The sequence below is a fragment of the Sphingobacterium puteale genome, from assembly GCF_003627955.1.
In the GTDB taxonomy this organism is placed as follows: domain Bacteria; phylum Bacteroidota; class Bacteroidia; order Sphingobacteriales; family Sphingobacteriaceae; genus Sphingobacterium; species Sphingobacterium puteale.
Genome location: NZ_RBWS01000013.1, coordinates 31,331 through 51,007, shown reverse-complemented (window position 1 = coordinate 51,007; position 19,677 = coordinate 31,331). Strand labels below are relative to the sequence as shown.

Below are 19,677 nucleotides of genomic sequence, written 5' to 3'. Positions count from 1 at the left end.
TATGTTGTCACGAGATAGCAATGAATCATAAGATAAATGAAGTGATCGGTATTCCATCCGCTGCGTCAAATCAATGAAATCTCCATCTTTAACGCTAATATTCAATGCAGGCTTAACTATTCCGGAATGGTATAATGATGCATGTACTTTGCAATGGCGTTTGCTCTTCTGTTGACATAAGAAGAAGGATTACGTGCGTCCCATTCGCGGGGATTTGGCAGGATTGCGATAATTAATGCCGCTTGTTTTTTGGACAGATTGCTTCCGGTTTTGCTAAAGTAGTATTCAGCAGCTGCATCTGCTCCATAAACTCCCTGCCCCATTTCAATGACATTGAGATAGACTTCAAGAATACGTTTTTTACTCCAGAAGGTTTCAATGAGTACTGTGAAGTAGGTTTCAAATCCTTTTCTTAACCAAGAACGACCTGGCCATAGAAAGACGTTCTTAGCGACCTGCTGACTGATTGTACTTCCGCCACGGAGCTTTTTACCCTGTGCATTTTTCTTGATGGCATTTTGAATACCTTTAAGGTCAAAACCCCAGTGGGTCATAAAATGGGCATCTTCCCCTGCAATGGCCGCTAATTTTAAATTGTCCGAAAGTTCGTCGTAACTCAACCAGTTTTTTTTCAGTTTAAACCCCTTCCCCTGTTCCTTAAGTTCAAACCCACGTTGAATCATCAGCCAGGTAATGGGGGGATTAATGAACCGCAAGCTAATTACCCAAAAAAGACTAATACCGATAAAATAAAGAACTACTCTGCTTGTGATACGGAGAATAGGTGATTTGATAGACTTCAACGGATTGAAGGAAGCTTTCTTAAAGGTATTTTTTTGTTTACTGGCTGTATTTTGCTTACCAGATCTCTTGATGGCCATATCATTACAAAATTTGTGCAAACATAACATCAAAAAGTTATACTTTCATACTTTACTTCATCATTTCTTTTAAATTTTCCAAAGTCACAGCACTCATCCAAGATATAGCTTTTGTATCTATTTCTCCATTCGGCTTTACAACAACATATGTTGGAAATCCGGAACGATTAAATAAAGTGAATAGTTCACTGATCACCGTATTTGCGACAAACAGATGTGTACCTGGCTGTTCCAGTTCTGCTACTTTGTTGATCCATTTTTGTTGGTTAGAGGAAGCGTCGGTGCATAGATAAATAAATTCTACAGGAAGTTTTGCCTCTTTTGCTTGGTGATGTAGTTTTTTGCTGTAGGGCATCTGATCAAGACAGGGACCACACCAGGTCGCCCATATATCCAATAAGATAAGCTTGTTTGGATATTTTGCTTTGATGGTTTGAAGAAGTTCGGCACCCGTTTTCGTATTGTTCAATAGTAATGCTGCATCGAAAGGGAGCTCTTTAATTAATGTGCCGAAAGGGGTTTGCTTTGATTCGGTAGGAGTGGAATCTAATATATCTTTCAGTTTTGCCTGTTTGGCAGTTAAATTTTCTATTTCAATATTGAGGTTGTCTTTGGCCCATGCACTCTTTAATTTTGGCAGTAAAGTACTATAAATCGTATTTTGTGTTTGGATATCATCATCATCGAATTTTAAGTTGAGGATATCTGCATAATTTTCTGGAAAAGTTTTGGTAATATAATCGGATACTTTAACAAAATCGCCACGACTTGCGTTGTCAGGATAGAGGACATATTTGGTATAGTAATGTAAAAATCGGTAATAATCGCTAACTTCATTGGAAATGGAGTAAATCGGGATTAACAGACCATCGCCGATTTCTTTGTTGATTTTATTTTGCATATAGTAATCCAGCAGTCTGTAGGTATACTGCGCATTAGTTGCTGCATCAATTAGCGGTTTGCAGGTTGTACCATAAGCTTTATAAAATGCTGTATTTGTATTTCTTTGAATCGTAAATAAGGAGTCTAGTTTTTGCTGAAACTGGGGATCTTTGGGATCGAGCTTTCGCAGGGGTTTGTAAAAATCAGGGTTATTTTTCTTATCGAATAAGATATACTCATTCATCTGTCGATTTACTTCTGCATCTTTTCCAGCGAAGGAAATACCATCACCGATCATGTAAACCTTGTTTTTCTTCAGCTTCTCTAAATCAAAGATGAGTTCTAAATCCTCATGAAGATAAAGACAGGTATAGGCATCATAATCACCCAAGTTAAACCAGACTTGCTGATAGGGAAGATTATGCGTTTGTCTAAATTCGAATGTGCCATCAGCGTTCACTGGTATCGTTGCTTTACTTTGATGAGTTCCTATTAAATTGACGATACTGTATTGTATTTGGATTTTGGATAGTTCTTCCTGATTAGCATTTATGATTTTACCAGTCACTTTAGCCAGTTGTTTTTTGCTCAATTGATCATAGGATTCATCTGTTAGGGAAATTGGTTCAAGGTCCTTTTGCGCATAAAGCATACATGGTAGCCATAGCGTAAGCAATAAAGCAATAAAATAGACTTTCATAACAAGTGGTTTATATGTAAGCCTAATATATTAATTAAAAAAAATCAATTTCTCTTAATTAATGTTAAAATTTGTTCGATATTGTAATTTGCCAAAGCGACGATATTATCCTATTTTTACGCTTCACAAATTTGATTTTAGAAGTTGGCAAAAGAAAAGAAAGTAACTCCGTTGATGCAGCAATATAATGCGATCAAGATTAAGTATCCTGGTGCATTATTGCTGTTCCGTGTTGGCGATTTTTACGAGACATTTGGTGAGGATGCAATCAAGGCGGCTCAGATTTTGGGTATCGTTTTGACGAAACGAGGAAATGGTTCGGAATCCGAAACGGCTTTGGCGGGTTTTCCACATCACTCTCTGGAGACTTATCTCCCTAAATTGGTGCGTGCAGGTCAACGGGTAGCAATCTGTGATCAGCTGGAGGATCCCAAAACAACCAAAACGATCGTCAAACGTGGCGTCACGGAATTGGTTACTCCTGGAGTCTCTTACAATGATAACATTGTTCAGCAGAAATCGAACAACTATCTGGCCTCTATTTTTACAGATAAAGATAAGATCGGTATTGCTTTTCTGGATATTTCGACTGGTGAATTTCTTGTTGCTCAGGGAAGTACATCCTATATAGATAAATTGCTTCAGGGCTTCATGCCGACGGAGATCATTTTGCCGAAGAAACAGAGCAAGGATTTTATTGAACAGTTCGGAGCACATTATTACACTTATTTTTTGGATGAGTGGCCTTATACCGGAGATTATGCTACCGAAGCGTTGCTAAAGCACTTTGAAGTCGCTTCGCTGAAAGGCTTTGGTGTGGACCGGATGCCGGCTGGCATTGTTGCTGCTGGGGTTGCACTGCATTACCTCAATGAGACGGAACACCGTAACCTACAACATATCTCTACGCTTTCGCGGATCGAAGAGGACCGGTTTATGTGGCTGGACCGATTTACAATCCGTAATCTGGAACTGATCGGATCCATGAACGAAAATGCAGTTACGCTATCAGATGTCCTCGATCATACAGCCAGTCCAATGGGCGCACGGCTTTTGAAGCGTTGGATCGTCATGCCGTTGAAAGACAAAAAGGGTATTCAGGAACGTCTGGACGTGGTGGATTTCTTTTTTAATAACCGTGAACTGCGGGACGAGCTGATCGGGCAGATTAAACAAGTTGGTGACCTGGAACGATTGATATCAAAGATCGGGCTTCAAAAGGCCAATCCGAGAGAGATCGTTCAATTGAAACGTGCTTTACATGCCATTGAAAACCTCAAGGAACTGACCGATCGTAAGGACGCGCAATCGCTGGCCCTGATATCCGATCAATTGGATGCCTGTGCCGCTATTCGAGAACGAATAGAACAACAAATACAGGCTGAGCCGCCCGTGGCCATCAATAAAGGCAACGTCATTGCTGCGGGAGTTGATGCTGAATTGGACCGCCTTCGTAAGATTTCTTTTGGTGGTAAAGATTATTTGTTGGAAATTCAAAAAAGGGAAGCTGAACTGACGGGTATCCCGTCCCTAAAGATCGCCTTCAACAATGTATTTGGTTATTATCTTGAAGTAACGAATACACATAAGGACAAAGTTCCCACGGAGTGGATCCGCAAGCAAACCTTGGTCAATGCGGAACGATATATCACAGAGGAACTGAAAGAATATGAAGAGCAGATTCTTGGAGCCGAAGAAAAAATCCAGGCATTGGAAAATAGACTCTATGCTGAACTATTGGTTGCTATTGCAGAATATATCAAACCGATTCAATTGAATGCACAGCTTATTGCCAAGCTGGACGTGCTACTTAATTTTGCCATTGTCGCAGAGAAGAACTACTACGTCAAACCGGAGGTAAGTGACAGCAAGATTTTGGATATAAAAGGTGGACGGCATCCTGTTATCGAAAAAAATCTGCCGATAGGTGAAGATTATATTACCAACGACACCTATCTTGACCCCAAAGCACAGCAGATTATTATTATCACGGGGCCGAATATGGCGGGTAAATCGGCTTTGCTCCGTCAGACAGGGCTAATTGTCCTGATGGCACAGATTGGTTGTTTTGTACCTGCCAAAGAAGCCAAAATAGGTCTTGTCGATAAAATATTTACCAGGGTAGGAGCTTCGGATAATTTGTCTTCCGGAGAGTCTACATTTATGGTGGAGATGAATGAAACCGCCAGTATCATGAATAATCTTTCGGATCGAAGTCTGATCCTTTTGGACGAAATCGGACGTGGAACAAGTACGTACGATGGAATTTCGATCGCTTGGGCAATAGCAGAATATTTACATAATCATCCTGCTGCCAAAGCGAAGACTCTCTTTGCGACACATTATCATGAATTGAATGAACTGTCAACCTCGCTTGAGCGCATAAAAAATTACAATGTTACAGTAAAGGAGGTCAATAATAAGGTGATCTTTTTGCGTAAGCTCGTACCCGGAGGATCCGAACATAGTTTTGGTATTCATGTTGCCAAGCTCGCTGGAATGCCGCCGAAGCTGTTGAACCGTGCCAATCAAATTTTGAAACGATTGGAACAGGAGCGTACAGGGGGAGAGCAGATTAAAGACAGCATGCGTAAGATTCAGAAACAGGCCTATCAGTTGCAGATGTTTTCTATAGATGATCCGGTTCTGAATAAAATCCGTGACATGTTGAACAACTTGGATGTTAACTCACTTACTCCTGTGGAGGCCTTGATGAAACTGGATGAAATTCAGCGTTTGCTAAAAAATTAGGTAAAAACAGATTGACTTATTGCGCACGTGGATCCCAAGGATCTGCTTCAACAAGAGGGAAAGAGGTTCAAATGGAGAAACTGATGATAAAGTGAATTAGAACCTGAAGAAGAACGCCGCAGTTCCGTAATTCGACTGTATCGGTGTCAGTACCTTGCTGCTCGCATCATAGGGAGCATAGTGGTAAGCCACTTCAATTCCAACATATTTCTTGTTTTTCATCTGAAAAAGGGAGGAAAAACCCAAGCCTAAGTGAACATTATTAATGGTTACCATACGATCGTTGTAACCACCCTCATAATAGTAACCGTCCGGGTCATAATATCCGTCTGAATAGACGCTCTCCGTGATGCCCGTATCTGTAATATCTATCCCTATTATGCCTTTGGGAATCAGGATGCATTTTTCGTTATCAAAAATTTTATAGCCTAGGGAACCACCTATAAACCCGGTGGCGGAGGAATTGACCGTAACATCGGATCCTTCATAATTATAGGCGATATTTTTATCATTTGAATTGATCCGCACATGGAAACCGCCTTCGAAAATAAATTTGCGTTCCAATGAACTCATAAGCATAAATCCAAACATGAAATTTGTTCCAAAAATCTTGTTTGAACCTCCAAGAGGACTTATCACACCGATGAGTGGAACATAGCCCAGTTTGGATCTACTTCTGTTTCCGTAGGCTTGAGGACGATTCTTCTGTTGTTCTGTAATTTGAGGTGCCGGTTCATCTTCTGGGCTATCGGTGTCGGCAAACAGATGAAGAATATCTCTTTCACGGTCATCGAGACTGTAGTTAGTTGAGGAGAGCAGCGCGCGGGCTCTTATCTTGATTAAATTGTCCAGGGGATGCCGAAGGGGAAAGAAATTGTATATCGATTTATTTTGTTCATATTGCTGGGCGAAGTCGTCCCGGTCAGCAGCATCTAAACGTTGAACAAATGTCTTGTCCAATTGATTACTGATATAACGTTCTATTTCTGTGCCACTATCCTTTTTCTCGATAATGAGCAGAAGAATGCGTAAACGCTGGCTGAATTCCGGTATACCACAGCTGGCCTGTAAGGTATTCAATAGGGACGGGATTTTGTCGAACTCATTGTTGTTCAACGCTCCTGTTATTAAAGGAAGGACCTCTGCTGTATATTTTTCGCATGTTTCTTGTGCCGAAGTTTTTTGTGGTGCAAGAAAACAAATGAAAGCAAATACTGCAAAAATGAACTGACGGATCATCATGGCTTACGGATTTATCAGAGACTAAATTAATAAATAAATTGAATGATGTCTTTGTTATTTGTGGCAAACATCTCAAAAGTTTTATCTTTGGCTCATGGCGTCTATATTTCGATTTAAACAATTTGAAGTTGATCAATCCAATTGTGCGATGAAGATCAATACAGATGGCGTATTGTTAGCGTCATTGGTCGATACGGATGGTGCGAGGCGGATGCTGGATGTCGGTACGGGCACAGGTGTGATCGCCCTTATGTTGGCTCAACGGATGATTGACAGCCAGGTGGAGGCCGTGGAGATAGATGAACTTGCAGCAGAGATGGCGAGAAGAAATTTTAATAATTCGATTTTTAAGGATCGGCTCGTATTGCATGCGACTGCTTTTCAACACTTACAAATAAGCGATCACTACGATCTGATTGTATCAAATCCTCCTTTTTACACAGATTCACTGCATAATCCAGATGTCCGGAAGAAATTAGCCCGGCATACGGATCTGGACTTTTTTCGAGAATTACTACAGTTCGCGTCGTCGTATTTAACTTCTAACGGTAAAATTGTTCTGATTCTTCCTACACAACTCGCGGAAACAGTAATAGCATTGGCAGTGGAACGTCGCTTGTATCGTACCGCTGAAATTGAAATAAGCTCATTCGTTGGAGAGCCCGTGATTCGAAAGATCGTTACTTTTGAACGTATGCCAAATACGACGGTTGACCGACGTGAATTTGTGATTTATAAATCCAGGGGCGTTTACTCGGATTCGTACAAGAATGCTCTGGCGCCTTATTTTTTAGCTTTCTAGACTATGACAAAAATTGGACTTCTTTCGGATACACATTCCTATTTAGACGAATCTGTATTCAAGTACTTTGCTGATTGCGATGAGATTTGGCATGCTGGGGATTTCGGCGACGCCGATATTGCGGACCAACTAGAAGCTTTTAGACCTTTGCGTGGGGTGTACGGAAATATTGACGGAAAAGATCTTCGCTTGCGTTTTCCTGAAGATTTAAGATTTACCTGTGAAGAGGTGGAGGTTTTTATGACCCATATTGGGGGCTATCCGGGGAAGTATGCTCCTCGAATCAAGGCCGACCTATTGGCTAATCCCCCAAAATTGTTTATCACTGGGCATTCCCATATCCTTAAGGTTGTTTTTGACCCGAAAATCCATTGCCTTCATCTCAATCCAGGTGCTGCAGGCAAACATGGTTGGCATAAAGTAAGAACACTTATGCGCTTTGAGATCAATAAGGACAAGATTGAAAATCTTGAAGTGATTGAGCTCAAGGGGAGATAGCCCATAAATAGACCTATCATTTATTGACGTTTGCAGATGAGATTTTATCAGACCGAACAAACTGCTGCCCGTTTTATATTAGGTTTTTTGTTTGGCGTTATCAAACTCTAAAGGGGCGTGCTACAGCTCTTGTCTTAAGATGGATATATAGAAGATATTCTTATAAAGAGTCACGGACTTCCAGCAAGAAGCTCTTCAGGCGTTCTAAAGAATCCACAACACGTTGATTTTCTTTTGCCTCGGATTTGTTGTCACGGAGATAGTCTCTTGCACCTTGTAACGTATATCCTTTTTCTTTTACCAAATTGAAGATGATTTTGAGGTTTGCGATATCTTCCTGCGTAAAAAGTCGGTTGCCCTTTTTATTTTTCTTTGGTTGAAGAATGTCAAACTCACGCTCATAAAAACGTATCTGGGATGCATTTACATCAAACATCTCTGTAACTTCCCCCATTGTATAATACAATTTATTTATTTCACGCTCTTTGTACGGCATATCATCGCAATTAATCTATAACAAACTTAATAAAAATTCCAATTCAAAAAGAAATTTTGCGGTTTCTTATTTTAGGTTGCCGGGAAACAAAGCGGTGAAAGAGAACCGGTAATTGAAGTTCTGATCTATACATGGTCTTAGCCACTTTGGGACTGGGACATTGCAAGTTGTTGTTGTGGCGCTATGGTGCGCATTGTAAATAAGGACTAAATTAGCTAAGTTTGACTGGGGTTGAACCTATATGGACAGATCGGATGATTATCGTTAGCAAATTTTGGACAAATTTATTCTCTTTTGGGAAAGCCGATGCAATTACTATTTTTCCAATTATATTTCTGAAACATGCATTTTTTAAAGATAACAAGGAGCTGATCCGCCACGAGCGTATCCACTTGCGGCAAGCTTTAGAACTGGGGATTGTGTTTTTTTATCTCTGGTATTTATGCGAATTTATGGTTCGCTTTGCCCATTTTCAGAATTTTGACAAAGCTTACCGCCAAATTTCCTTTGAACGGGAAGCTTATCGTCACGAAGATGATCCTGCCTATTTATCCAGAAGAAAGATCTGGGCATTTTGGAAATACATATAAACGACACGATCAGCAATTTAAATTGCATAAAAAAGGCTCTTAAAATATGTTAAGAGCCTTTTTGTATATTTAATTTTTACGTTTTATCCGACTAATTTGAGATAAGTGGCTACTTTGTCTTTTAATTGTCTACGGTCAACGATAAAATCCAAGAATCCATGTTCAAGTACAAACTCAGATGTCTGGAATCCTTTAGGAAGGTCCTTTTTGATTGTTTCTTTAATAACACGAGGGCCGGCGAATCCGATCAACGCGCCGGGTTCAGCAATATTAACATCGCCCAGCATGGCATAAGATGCTGTTACTCCGCCGGTGGTCGGGTCAGTCAGTAGACATACGTAAGGAAGCCCTGCTTGTGCCAGTAACGCTAATTTGGCTGAAGTTTTTGCCATTTGCATCAAAGAGAAAGCGGCTTCCATCATACGAGCACCGCCTGATTTTGAGATCAGCATAAAAGGAATTTTATGCTCGAGGCAGTAATCAATCGAGCGCGCGATTTTTTCTCCAACGACAGATCCCATCGATCCGCCGATAAAGCTAAAGTCCATACAAGCGATCACGATGTCTTGGCCATTCATTTTACCGTGACCAGAGCGTATCGCATCTTTAAGGCCCGTTTTTGCTTGACTTTCTTTTAAGCGTTCAGGATATGGTTTTGAATCGAAAAATTCCAGCGGGTCACCAGAATTTAGGTTGGGAAACAGTTCAGTAAATTCGTTATTGTCAAATAAAATTGAAAAATATTCTTTGGAGCCAATTCTTAAATGATGGCCACAATATTGACAAACATAGTCGTTTTCTACTTGTTCAAGATGCAGCAGTGGTTTTTTACACGTGGGACACTTGTTCCACATACCATCCGGTGCTTCTTTTTTATTAGCGGTAGCTGTGCTAATACCAGCTTTTTCTCTTTTAAACCAACTCATACGATAGTTCTTATTCGATTACAAACTTAGATAAAAATGCTTTTATATACAATTATAATTGTGTTGAATGTAAAGGGCAGTAAATCAATTGTTTCGTGTGTTAAGGGACACTGGTCGGCGGATAAGACACTCGATTTGAGAGCATATTGTTGGGCTAAATTGGGGTGGCTGAGGTTGAGGACGATCCCTGATCAAAAATTTGGGCACAAAAAAAGGGTAAGCTACTTCTATCGCACCGCTCAACCAAATACCCTTGCTTTGTTCCCAACCTGGGGGAGTCAATGGGAGCTGGTCGTAGAAGACTTACCCAGCACAAAAGTAGAAAAAAAAATAGTTTTAGGAAAGAAAAAATGCCTTTTTCTCCTACTTTGCTGATTCTCATTAGAATAAATTGTTCAAAGGGCCATCTTGTTGGTATAAATAATCCTTTAAGATGGCCATGAAGCCTTTTTTTATGCATTACATCTTCTTTCTGTCGTATTCGCCCAGCAAAGAATAGTAGCCAAACAGCCCCAAACCGAGGGAAATGATCGGTGTTAAGATACAGAGGATAATGATACCAAAGACCAGATCCTCTTGATGTCCTGTAGCAATTTTAGGTAATGCCAATTCAAAAATGGAAAAATATGCCGTGTATATGGCTAGTATGATCCATACTATACCGAGAAGTTTTTTCAGATTATTCATGGTTCGGAGGTGTTGATTTGTTGTTGATGTATAGACTACCGATAATAAAGCAGACTGCAGCAATAAGGATAGGATACCCTAGTCCCGCCAGATAAAACTGTGGCGTATTCGAGGCTTCTGCATTTGTGGTAAGGTAGGTGGAAACTGCCGGAAGGAGCCCTCCAAATATACCGTTGCCCACATGATACGGTAAAGACATGGAGGTATATCGGATTTTTACAGGAAACAGTTCTACTAAAAATGCTGCAATAGGTCCATAAACCATCGTAATATAGATGACCTGTATAAATATAAGGACAACGAGCAGTATGTAATTTTTGCCTGTTAAATGTACGGTTGTTTTGACCGTTTCTTTTCCTTTAAGTTCTCCTTCCTGATGTTGTATTTTTGAACTGGTCATTTCTGTCCCATCGGCATATTGGCTTTTTGTGATGGTAACAATGGTCGAATTCTGCTGTATGCTCGGTACTGTTGTTTCGTCGAGCTTGTTTTTTTGCTGTACATTTGATAGCTGATACATCGCTTCGTAAATGGGGCGATAGGTCAGCACCGCCAGGAGCATACCACCCAGCATAATCCACTTGCGACCAACCTTATCGCTAAGCCATCCAAATACGACAAAAAATGGAGTGCCTAATAATAACGCGATACCTAAAATGGTATCTGCCTGATCGGATTGCAGGTGCATGACTGTTTTCATGAAACTCATGGAGTAAAACTGTCCTGTGTACCATACCACTCCCTGGCCCATGGCGGCTCCAAATAAGGCGAGTAATACAAATTTGAGGTTATAGCGATTTCCGAAACTTTCCTTGAGTGGGTTGGTACTTGTCTTACCTTCTGCTTTCGCTTTGCTAAACTCAGGCGATTCCTTCATTTTTTTACGGATCAGGTATGAAACATAGACCATTACTAAGGAGAGTAGGAAAGGGATACGCCATCCCCAGCTGTCAAATTGTATCTCACTCAGAAAACTTTTGGTTAAAAGAATCACCACAAGGGATATAAACAGCCCAAATGTGGCGGTGGTCTGTATCCAGGATGTCCAATAACCACGTTGCCCCAACGGAGCATGTTCGGCGACATAAGTCGCCGCACCACCATATTCGCCGCCCAGAGCGAGTCCTTGCAGAAGCCGTAGGATCAAAACAATCAATGGTGCCCAAAAACCGATCGTTTCGTAACTTGGAATACAACCAATCAGAAAGGTTGCGCCACCCATCAGCATCAGTGTTACCATAAAGGTGTATTTGCGGCCGATGATATCGCCCAAGCGACCAAAAAACAATGCTCCAAAAGGGCGTACGACAAATCCAGCGGCAAAAGTAGCCAATGTCGATAGAAAGGCCGCTGTGGGATTATCGGCAGGAAAAAATTTGGTTGAAATTACGATGGAGAGACTTCCAAAAATAAAAAAGTCATACCACTCAATGAGAGTGCCCATGGATGAGGCGCCGATGACTTTCCAGATGCTCTTTGTACTGTTTTCGTTCATTAATAATCGGTTTAGTGTTATTGAATTAATTTTTACGTTTATTAGGTCGTCCTTACATTTACTTGGCCACCAATGGTGACGCCGCAAGCGATTTATATACTTTTCCGGGGAGTGAACGGATCAACGATTGCATTTCCAGTTCTAATAAGACCAGGGCCAGCTTACTCTGCGGCCAGCTCAGCAGCTTGATCATTTGATCAAGTTCCAGTTGTCCGCTTTGGTGAATGAGAGTGAAAAGGCTTTCCTGATCTTTAGTCAAACTCAATGGGAGGGCTAACTGCTGGTATACGTCATTTTTTTTACTGATTTCCCAATTCATGACATAGGCGAGATCTTCGGCATGTCTGATCATGTGGGCACGATTTGTTTTGATCAGATAATTGGTTCCTTCACTGCTCTTCTCGTATATGGATCCCGGAAAGGCACATACGTCTCTGTTATAACTATTCGCTATTTCGGCTGTAATTAATGCGCCGCCCTTAATTGCCGCTTCTACCACGATAGTAACATCTGCCATCCCGGCGATAATGCGGTTACGCATTGGAAAATTGACTCGTTCGGGTATGGTCTCAGATGTGAATTCAGTTAATAGTCCACCATTTTCGAGCATTTTTGATGCGAGTTCGCGATGAGATGCTGGGTATATCCGATCCAGTCCATGAGCTAGTACCGCAACGGTCGGGATATTATTTTTTAAGGCATTGCGGTGTGCCAGAGCATCAATGCCATAGGCTAGGCCGCTGACGATCAGCGTGTCCCGGTTTTCATTTAAGTCACTGATCAGGTCCTCGCATATTTTCTGCCCATAATGTGTCGCATTTCTTGTCCCGACGATGCTGATGACTTTTGTTGCGTTGAGCACTGCATTTCCCTTGTAATATAACATGAGGGGGGCATCATCACATTGTTTTAGTCTATCGGGGTATTCCTTATCTTCGATCCATAGCGCTTTAATGTGATGTTTGTCGATAAAAGCGAGTTCCTTTTCGCAGGCTGACAGGTAAGTTTTGTTACGGACAGCATCGGCGATAGATGCCTTCACCCCCGGGATCTGCATCAGTTCTTTTTTTGAGTAAGAGAAGAAATCCGCTAAGTTGTCGCAATGGTCCATGATATTACGCGCTGTTCTAGGGCCAATGCCCTTGATCTTAGTCAAAGCTATGGGATAGATTAATTTCATAATTGGGTACTCTAAATATAGTGAAAAATTATAAATCTTGTAGTGCTTTTCATTAGAATTAATCATTTGATTTTGTGGCCGTTTTCCACAAATCTTAGTTGTGTTGTTCTTCTGATAAGCCGTAACCCTGAGATCGTATTGCTGGTTGATTTCAGAACCGTTCCTTTTAGGGGAACAATTTGAGGCTGTTTTTGCGAAGAATGGTTTGATTTGGTAGCTTTGTTGAATTAACAATATTTTTAGTATGGAAATGAAAGAACCTTTTGATATAGAATTGGGCGATATAATTTATTCTGTTTTTCCGGAAGAAGAAGATACCTATGTGATCTTTAAAGAAGGAATGGAATATGTGAAAATTATAAAGGATACCGATACCACTTGGCTAAAACTAAATCCAGAAACCGAATTGCCGATGTTTGGAATGGATGAAGAGATTAATCTGATCGGGGAGGAGATCAAAAAAGAACTTAACCAATAAGTCTTGTAAGTTAAAGATCGTTAAAATTATTTTGCTCTTATCTGAGGTTGATTATTTTAGGATAATCAATTATAGATATGGCACGTATTGGTTTCCTATTTTTAATCGCTTTTTGTGTTTATTTTGCTTGTGATCGGCCGGTTTTCGCTCAGCCTGTAGAATTCGTTTTGCAGGATACCGTAAAAAAGAAGAATGGAAAAGATACGCTTCGGTTAGATACAGTCCAGGTGAAGCGTAAAAATAACCCAGCCGACGACAGGCTTAACGAAAAAAAAGAAACTTACAAATCCATTTACGCCTTAGGGGATAGCAAGGAGATGGTTACCTTACCCAAGAAAGGTGGGATAGGGCTTAGTATTAATAAGCTTTATAATAAATTAAGTCGAAAAGGGCGGAATGCGAGAAAGCTTCAGCGACAGTTTGAAAAGGAATACCAACAGGATCTAATTCGGGAGGAATGGTACCCGCTGACGAAAGAATACAGTAAGTTGTCGGGAGATTCATTGCGCAAATTTAGGATATATTATGAACCCACTATAAAGTGGTTCCGTGAGCACGATCGGTATGAGAAGATCGCTTATATACATAAGTGCTTAACATATTATCTAGATTCTGTAGACATTATCCACAGGCGGCTTCAACTGCCTATGGATAATGCTAAACTTTGATTACATCGGTACGTATACCAAATATTTTGTTTCAAAAAAATCTTCCTTAAAGTAGCCCGAGAGCGGGTACAATTCGGCTTTTAGTTTGGATTCTTTGATTTCTTCGCTCAGGTCACCACCTTTTAGATAAAGAATTCCGTTGGGAATACCGTTTTTATCTTTCTTTGCGAATTTGTTTCGGATCCAGGGGGTGAATTCTCCAAGTCTAGTTACTGCCCGCGAGATGACAAAATCATATTTGTCATCCAATTGTTCTGCGCGAATATGGTCGGCTTCAACATTTTTAAGGCCTAGTCCTGCGGCGACTTCACGGACTACCTTGATTTTTTTTCCGATCGAATCGACTAAGTGGAACTTGACGTCGGGGAAAAGGATCGCCATGGGGATGCCCGGAAACCCGCCACCGGTACCGACATCCAAAATCTGTGTTCCCGGAGTCAACTCCTGAACAAATTTGGCGATACCCAATGAATGTAATACGTGATGAAGATATAGGCTATCAATATCCTTACGTGAAATTACATTGATCTGACTATTCCAAAAAGTGTAGAGGTCTGCAAGTTTGGCAAACTGTTCTTTTTGTATATCCGTTAATTTCGGAAAATAGGAGTATATGATATCGACTGTAGGATTCAACATGTGATTTTTTAAAGGGGTGAATTATTTCCAGCTTATTTTTTTCTTTTTTCGGCTGAACAAACCATTGATACAAATATAGAAATAGTAGATGAAGTCTACCAAAGGAAGCCACCAAATCAGTTCTTTCACTTCGAGTTTCCTGTAAATAGATGAAAAAATGGCCCATTGGGTGAATAGTCTGAGCAGGTAAGCTGTAAGCGGAACGTACCAGAACATCGGAAAAGCAATAGCAACAGCAATCAAGGTTACGTAAAACAATACTGCAGAGACCAGTTGTATACCCAACATGCGCTGGTGACGTTTTTTATAAATGGTAGAGGCTCCTGAATGTCTTGCTTTTTGTTTATAATAGCTTTTCCAGGTTGTTTTGGGTACCGAGTAAACAATTGCGGTTGGTGCGAGGACGATATTGACATTGGTTGCGGTGGCATTTTGGTTGACAAAAAGATCGTCGTCACCGGATTTGACATGCATGTGGGCGGCGAATCCCTTGTTGCGGAAGAAGAGTTCTTTTTTGTAGGCCATGTTTCGGCCAACACCCATATAGGCGTCTCCTTTGAGTGCATAGGATAAATAGCTCATCGCGGTATGGCTCGTTTCAAACCGAATCAGCAAATTGAGTAAGCTTCTTTTTTTTAAATAAGGCGAATAGCCCAATACGATTTCGGTCTCTGGCCTAAAAGCCGATGCAACCTCTTTCAGCCACTGATCAGATTGAGGAGCACAATCTGCATCGGTAAATACCAAAGTCTGATGTTTTGAAGCCTTGATCCCCATACTTACCGCGAATTTTTTGCCATGTTTCAATCGGATATGCTCTTTGATATCGACAATTTTTAAATGGGCATATTGCTCATCAAATTCCTGGAGTATCCATGGTGTTTCGTCGGTCGAAAAGTCGTTGACAACAATAACCTCAAAATTGGGATAATCTTGTTCAAGGATACTGGGCAAGTATTCACGGAGATTATCCTGCTCGTTGTGCGCACAGATAATGACAGATATTGCCGGGAGATCCGTTCCATCTTGATAAGCTTCAATTTGGTACCTGCTTAATTTGCTGTAAACAAATAAGATGTAATATAATTGTGCCAATAGGAAAAGACCTAATATTCCAAATATAATATATGGAAGATTGGCCAAAAATACATGTAGGTCAAGCATAGCCCACAAAGATAAGCGCATTCATAATCTTTTTATAAAGGAAAATGATAATTTATTCGTGAAACATCCTGTTTGCAAATCTTTTTGTAGTATTTTTGCAACATATTTTAGGAAAGGACGGGCGTAAACACACTGGCAAGCGGAACCATATTTCCGTTGTTGAAAACAGTCTTGCCCATAATTAATGGGAAAAACACATGCAGAGGCCTGTCTACTAAAATGAAATTAGTCTCAGAGGAAAATATTAATGAAATTTACGCTACAAGCACAAGATACATTATCAAAAGCACGTGCGGGTGTTGTCGAAACTGCACACGGTCCCATTCAAACTCCCATCTTTATGCCTGTTGGCACCGCCGGTACGGTGAAGGCCATTCATCAGCATGAGTTGAAAAATGATATTGAAGCACAGATTATTTTGGGGAATACCTATCATCTTTATTTGCGTCCGGGATTGAACGTCTTGAATAAAGCTGGTGGATTGCATAAGTTTAACGGCTGGGATCGTCCGATTTTGACCGATTCTGGCGGTTATCAGGTGTACTCCCTGACGGAAGTGCGTAAGATTAAAGAAGAAGGGGTAACTTTCCGTTCGCATATTGATGGTTCAAAACATCTTTTTACGCCAGAAAATGTTATGGATACGCAGCGTATTATCGGTGCGGATATCATCATGGCCTTCGATGAGTGTACACCTTACCCTTGTGATTATGGTTATGCACGTCGTTCATTGGATATGACCCATCGTTGGTTGAAGCGATGTGTCGATCGTTTTGATAGCACGGATCCGCTATATGGATATGATCAGACTTTGTTTCCTATTGTACAAGGCTCAGTTTATAAGGACCTAAGAATAAAATCCGCAGAGACAATAGCCTCCTTTAACCGGGACGGAAATGCAATCGGAGGATTGTCCGTGGGTGAACCAGCAGAGGAAATGTACGCGATGACCGAAGTGGTCTGTGATATTTTGCCTAAAGAAAAACCGCGTTATTTGATGGGAGTAGGTACCCCTGTAAATATCCTGGAAAATATCGCTTTGGGAGTCGATATGTTTGACTGTGTCATGCCAACGCGTAATGCAAGAAATGGGATGCTTTTTACACAAAACGGGATCATCAACATTAAGAATGAAAAATGGAAGGACGATTTTTCGCCTATTGAAGCAGAAAGCGATTTACATGCAGATCAGTTCTATTCAAAAGCGTATTTACGGCACCTGATAAAATCACAGGAAATTTTAGGTGCACAAATTGCTTCATTACACAATTTACATTTTTATCTTTGGTTAGTCAATCAGGCCCGGGAGAAAATCATAGACGGTACATTCTATGACTGGAAAAATAAAATGGTGAAAATTTTGGATCAACGTTTGTAATGGAGTCACATAAAAAAATAAAACATAGATAAAGTATGTGAGCCCTGGGCTTGCAGAAGTAGAGTCTCAAATCTCATATCTTAATACTCAAATCTAACAATATGCTTTCGTTAATCGATCGTTACATCATCAAAAAGTATCTGACAACATTTGTTTTCACGATGGCCATATTCACTGTGGTGATGGTCGTCTTTGATGTGTCCGAAAGATTGGATGATTTTCTGAAATACAAAGCACCATTGGATAAGATTATCTTTGAGTATTATGCCGGGTTTATTCCATTTTATCTTAATTTTCTCTGTCCGTTAATTAACTTCATCGCGGTGATCTTTTTCACTTCGAAAATGGCGGACCAAACCGAGATTGTCCCGATATTAAGTGCGGGTTATAGTTTCAACCGTTTGTTGCGGCCTTATATGATAGCTGCAACAATAATCTTTGCTGTATCTTTCGTATTCAATATATTCATTATTCCGCATACCAATAAAATGAAGGTGGATTTTGAGAATATCTATGTGAAACCATTGAAGGACAACTCCCGGGTATCAACACATATGCAGCTGGATAAAAACAGTTACGTGTATATTGACAATTTTGATAATGCTACCAAGACTGGCTATGGTTTCGTCCTGGAGATTTTCAAAGGAGATACATTGAAGGAGAAGATGATGGCAGACCGTATTACCTGGGATTCAGTGGCGACGAAATGGAAAATAGAGGGATACACCAACCGTATTATCAATGGCTTACGCGAGCGAATGGACAAAGGAACAGTCAAAGATACGACATTGGATATGAAACCCTCTGATTTTGAGTTAAGGGATAATATGTTTACTGCCATGGATACGCGAGAACTCAATATCCGTATCCATAAAGAAGAAACGAGGGGAACGGGGGTAATGAATGACCTATTGCTGGAAAAATATAAACGCTATGTTTACCCATTTTCGGCTTTTGTTCTGACGCTCATGGGGGTAGCGCTTTCCTCCAAAAAAGTCAGAGGTGGTATTGGTTTAAGTCTTGGTGTCGGAATCGGCTTGAGTTTTACGTATATTGTTTTTATCCAATTTGCCACCATGTTTTCACTGAAAGGCGGATTGCCGCCGATAATTGCGGTATTGATTCCAAATGTGACTTTTTTATTAGTCGCAATTTATCTGGCGATAAAGGCGCCAAAATAACTCCGATTACGATCATCAGCTTAAGCAGCGCACAAGAAAAGGGAAAATAAGTGCTGCGCATGGTGATTTTTCATTGCCATTACAAATAATTTATATTCTATTGAATATGTCCAAAATTCATCTAAATCGGAATATCTTAATTCTGCATTTAACAATCCTGATTTGGGGATTTACGGGGATTCTAGGGAGTCTCATTTCTGTTTCTGCGATTCATCTGGTTTGGTACCGCGTGGCGATAGCTTCTATTTCTTTGCTGGCCTATTTCCTGTTGACCAAACAAACGGTAGTAGTTTCCAGAAAACAGTTTCTCCAGTTTTTTATGGTAGGGGCCGTGGTTGGTCTACATTGGGTTTTATTTTTTTATTCCATCAAAGTATCTACGGTCTCGGTCACGTTGGTAACCTTATCTTCGGTGACATTGTTTACGGCAATATTGGAACCGATTATCAATAAAAAGCGGATCGCGCTATTGGACATTGTAGTTGGTCTGGTGATCATCGTGGGGATTTATACCATATTTTCCTTTGAAACGCATTATTTGGTCGGCTTACTGGCGGGGCTTGGCTGTGCTTTTTGTGCCAGTATATTTTCCATTGCCAATGCTAGGATGGTCAAGAAATCCAGTCCGACACTGATTACGTTTTATGAAATGCTGGGTGCCTGTTTTTGGATCAGTATACTTATGCTGTTTACAGGAGATTTTAATGCTGAGATGAAATTGGGACAACAGGATCTGATTTATCTTTTATTATTAGGTGTAGTTTGTACGGCGGTGGCCTATGTGATGGGGGTAGCAGTAATGAAGGAATTATCCGCTTTTACTGTTGCATTAACCACTAATCTGGAGCCTGTCTATGGTATACTTTTAGCAATGTTGATCTTTGGTCAGAAAGAAACGATGAGTGGTGGGTTTTATCTTGGTGCTTGTATCGTTCTCGGAGCTGTGTTTACCTATCCTTATGTGAAAACGAAACTGGAGAAAAGACAAAAAGATCTTATTATCCGAAAACTACATTAAAAATTACCGGGCTGTCCAAAA

General features: G+C 40.5%; 19 protein-coding genes and 1 other RNA gene. 9 read left to right on the top strand and 11 right to left on the bottom strand.

Translation table 11 applies throughout. The features are described 5' to 3' along the window. Positions 1-116: 116 nt before the first annotated feature. Positions 117-881, bottom strand: coding sequence for a monofunctional biosynthetic peptidoglycan transglycosylase (gene mtgA, locus D7322_RS17270; RefSeq protein ID WP_121125507.1), 765 nt, complete (start codon positions 879-881; stop codon positions 117-119). Between the two features lie 52 nt (positions 882-933). Continuing rightward, a complete protein-coding gene (locus tag D7322_RS17265; protein WP_121125506.1) occupies positions 934-2,463 on the bottom strand; it encodes a TlpA family protein disulfide reductase in 1,530 nt (509 codons plus the stop codon). 144 nt (positions 2,464-2,607) lie between these two features. On the opposite strand from D7322_RS17265, the gene mutS reads away from it, so the two are divergent. Next, positions 2,608-5,214, top strand: coding sequence for a DNA mismatch repair protein MutS (gene mutS / locus D7322_RS17260; RefSeq protein WP_121125505.1), 2,607 nt, complete (start codon positions 2,608-2,610; stop codon positions 5,212-5,214). 96 nt (positions 5,215-5,310) lie between these two features. Here the strand turns inward: mutS and D7322_RS17255 are convergent, their stop codons facing one another. Beyond that, positions 5,311-6,456 carry a hypothetical protein gene (locus D7322_RS17255; protein WP_147430460.1) on the bottom strand — a complete coding sequence of 382 codons (1,146 nt, stop codon included), beginning with the start codon at positions 6,454-6,456 and terminating at the stop codon, positions 5,311-5,313. 94 nt (positions 6,457-6,550) lie between these two features. On the opposite strand from D7322_RS17255, the gene D7322_RS17250 reads away from it, so the two are divergent. Together D7322_RS17250 and D7322_RS17245 are read left to right on the top strand one after the other, a co-directional pair. Further along, a complete protein-coding gene (locus D7322_RS17250) occupies positions 6,551-7,258 on the top strand; it encodes a tRNA1(Val) (adenine(37)-N6)-methyltransferase (protein ID WP_121125503.1) in 708 nt (235 codons plus the stop codon). 3 nt (positions 7,259-7,261) lie between these two features. Then, entirely contained in the window at positions 7,262-7,756 is a 495-nt protein-coding gene (locus D7322_RS17245; protein ID WP_121125502.1) for a metallophosphoesterase family protein, read from the top strand. Between the two features lie 160 nt (positions 7,757-7,916). On the opposite strand, the gene D7322_RS17240 is transcribed toward D7322_RS17245, so the two are convergent. Then, positions 7,917-8,252, bottom strand: a complete 336-nt coding sequence (locus tag D7322_RS17240; RefSeq protein WP_077437903.1) for a MerR family transcriptional regulator — start codon at positions 8,250-8,252, stop codon at positions 7,917-7,919. Between the two features lie 221 nt (positions 8,253-8,473). On the opposite strand from D7322_RS17240, the gene D7322_RS17235 reads away from it, so the two are divergent. Continuing rightward, complete coding sequence (locus D7322_RS17235; RefSeq protein WP_245971365.1) at positions 8,474-8,842, top strand: hypothetical protein; 369 nt, start codon at positions 8,474-8,476, stop codon at positions 8,840-8,842. 83 nt (positions 8,843-8,925) lie between these two features. Here the strand turns inward: D7322_RS17235 and accD are convergent, their stop codons facing one another. The 5 genes from accD to dprA all read right to left on the bottom strand — a co-directional run bounded on the left by accD (position 8,926) and on the right by dprA (position 13,130). Further along, positions 8,926-9,768, bottom strand: coding sequence for an acetyl-CoA carboxylase, carboxyltransferase subunit beta (accD, locus tag D7322_RS17230; protein ID WP_121125500.1), 843 nt, complete (start codon positions 9,766-9,768; stop codon positions 8,926-8,928). Between the two features lie 211 nt (positions 9,769-9,979). Beyond that, an RNA gene (ffs, locus tag D7322_RS17225) (signal recognition particle sRNA small type) lies at positions 9,980-10,077 on the bottom strand. Between the two features lie 150 nt (positions 10,078-10,227). Further along, a complete protein-coding gene (locus D7322_RS17220) occupies positions 10,228-10,455 on the bottom strand; it encodes a DUF6814 family protein (protein ID WP_121125499.1) in 228 nt (75 codons plus the stop codon). Next, on the bottom strand, positions 10,448-11,950 hold the full coding sequence (locus D7322_RS17215) for an MFS transporter (protein ID WP_121125498.1): 1,503 nt from the start codon (positions 11,948-11,950) through the stop codon (positions 10,448-10,450). Before D7322_RS17215 ends, D7322_RS17220 begins: the two co-directional genes overlap by 8 nt. Before the next feature lie 58 nt (positions 11,951-12,008). After that, a complete protein-coding gene (dprA, locus tag D7322_RS17210) occupies positions 12,009-13,130 on the bottom strand; it encodes a DNA-processing protein DprA (protein WP_121125497.1) in 1,122 nt (373 codons plus the stop codon). A gap of 244 nt (positions 13,131-13,374) precedes the next feature. Here dprA and D7322_RS17205 point away from each other — a divergent pair, with 244 nt between their 5' ends. Continuing rightward, positions 13,375-13,608, top strand: coding sequence for a hypothetical protein (locus D7322_RS17205; protein ID WP_121125496.1), 234 nt, complete (start codon positions 13,375-13,377; stop codon positions 13,606-13,608). Between the two features lie 77 nt (positions 13,609-13,685). Further along, positions 13,686-14,276, top strand: a complete 591-nt coding sequence (locus D7322_RS17200) for a hypothetical protein (protein ID WP_121125495.1) — start codon at positions 13,686-13,688, stop codon at positions 14,274-14,276. Here D7322_RS17200 and rsmG read toward each other — a convergent pair whose 3' ends face one another. Together rsmG and D7322_RS17190 are read right to left on the bottom strand one after the other, a co-directional pair. Next, positions 14,277-14,915, bottom strand: coding sequence for a 16S rRNA (guanine(527)-N(7))-methyltransferase RsmG (gene rsmG / locus D7322_RS17195; RefSeq protein WP_183078737.1), 639 nt, complete (start codon positions 14,913-14,915; stop codon positions 14,277-14,279). A 21-nt stretch (positions 14,916-14,936) separates the two neighbouring features. Continuing rightward, positions 14,937-16,100 (bottom strand): glycosyltransferase, encoded by a 1,164-nt coding sequence (locus tag D7322_RS17190; RefSeq protein ID WP_245971364.1) that lies wholly within the window; start codon positions 16,098-16,100, stop codon positions 14,937-14,939. 226 nt (positions 16,101-16,326) lie between these two features. On the opposite strand from D7322_RS17190, the gene tgt reads away from it, so the two are divergent. The 3 genes from tgt to D7322_RS17175 all read left to right on the top strand — a co-directional run bounded on the left by tgt (position 16,327) and on the right by D7322_RS17175 (position 19,656). Continuing rightward, entirely contained in the window at positions 16,327-17,457 is a 1,131-nt protein-coding gene (gene tgt / locus D7322_RS17185) for a tRNA guanosine(34) transglycosylase Tgt (RefSeq protein ID WP_108635974.1), read from the top strand. 101 nt (positions 17,458-17,558) lie between these two features. Further along, positions 17,559-18,638 (top strand): LptF/LptG family permease, encoded by a 1,080-nt coding sequence (locus D7322_RS17180; RefSeq protein WP_121125493.1) that lies wholly within the window; start codon positions 17,559-17,561, stop codon positions 18,636-18,638. Positions 18,639-18,744: 106 nt separating this feature from the next. Next, the gene (locus D7322_RS17175) at positions 18,745-19,656 is read left to right on the top strand and encodes a DMT family transporter (RefSeq protein ID WP_121125492.1); all 912 of its coding nucleotides are present in this window, start codon (positions 18,745-18,747) and stop codon (positions 19,654-19,656) included. The last annotated feature ends 21 nt before the right edge of the window (positions 19,657-19,677 follow it).

Bases quoted from the DNA above. Each gene is read 5' to 3' on its own strand.
- mtgA (WP_121125507.1), bottom strand. From the start codon at position 881: ATGGCCATCAAGAGATCTGGTAAGCAAAATACAGCCAGTAAACAAAAA.
- D7322_RS17265 (WP_121125506.1), bottom strand. From the start codon at position 2,463: ATGAAAGTCTATTTTATTGCTTTATTGCTTACGCTATGGCTACCATGT.
- D7322_RS17255 (WP_147430460.1), bottom strand. From the start codon at position 6,456: ATGATGATCCGTCAGTTCATTTTTGCAGTATTTGCTTTCATTTGTTTT.
- D7322_RS17250 (WP_121125503.1), top strand. From the start codon at position 6,551: ATGGCGTCTATATTTCGATTTAAACAATTTGAAGTTGATCAATCCAAT.
- D7322_RS17245 (WP_121125502.1), top strand. From the start codon at position 7,262: ATGACAAAAATTGGACTTCTTTCGGATACACATTCCTATTTAGACGAA.
- D7322_RS17240 (WP_077437903.1), bottom strand. From the start codon at position 8,252: ATGCCGTACAAAGAGCGTGAAATAAATAAATTGTATTATACAATGGGG.
- accD (WP_121125500.1), bottom strand. From the start codon at position 9,768: ATGAGTTGGTTTAAAAGAGAAAAAGCTGGTATTAGCACAGCTACCGCT.
- D7322_RS17220 (WP_121125499.1), bottom strand. From the start codon at position 10,455: ATGAATAATCTGAAAAAACTTCTCGGTATAGTATGGATCATACTAGCC.
- D7322_RS17215 (WP_121125498.1), bottom strand. From the start codon at position 11,950: ATGAACGAAAACAGTACAAAGAGCATCTGGAAAGTCATCGGCGCCTCA.
- dprA (WP_121125497.1), bottom strand. From the start codon at position 13,130: ATGAAATTAATCTATCCCATAGCTTTGACTAAGATCAAGGGCATTGGC.
- D7322_RS17205 (WP_121125496.1), top strand. From the start codon at position 13,375: ATGGAAATGAAAGAACCTTTTGATATAGAATTGGGCGATATAATTTAT.
- D7322_RS17200 (WP_121125495.1), top strand. From the start codon at position 13,686: ATGGCACGTATTGGTTTCCTATTTTTAATCGCTTTTTGTGTTTATTTT.
- rsmG (WP_183078737.1), bottom strand. From the start codon at position 14,915: ATGTTGAATCCTACAGTCGATATCATATACTCCTATTTTCCGAAATTA.
- D7322_RS17190 (WP_245971364.1), bottom strand. From the start codon at position 16,100: ATGCGCTTATCTTTGTGGGCTATGCTTGACCTACATGTATTTTTGGCC.
- tgt (WP_108635974.1), top strand. From the start codon at position 16,327: ATGAAATTTACGCTACAAGCACAAGATACATTATCAAAAGCACGTGCG.
- D7322_RS17180 (WP_121125493.1), top strand. From the start codon at position 17,559: ATGCTTTCGTTAATCGATCGTTACATCATCAAAAAGTATCTGACAACA.
- D7322_RS17175 (WP_121125492.1), top strand. From the start codon at position 18,745: ATGTCCAAAATTCATCTAAATCGGAATATCTTAATTCTGCATTTAACA.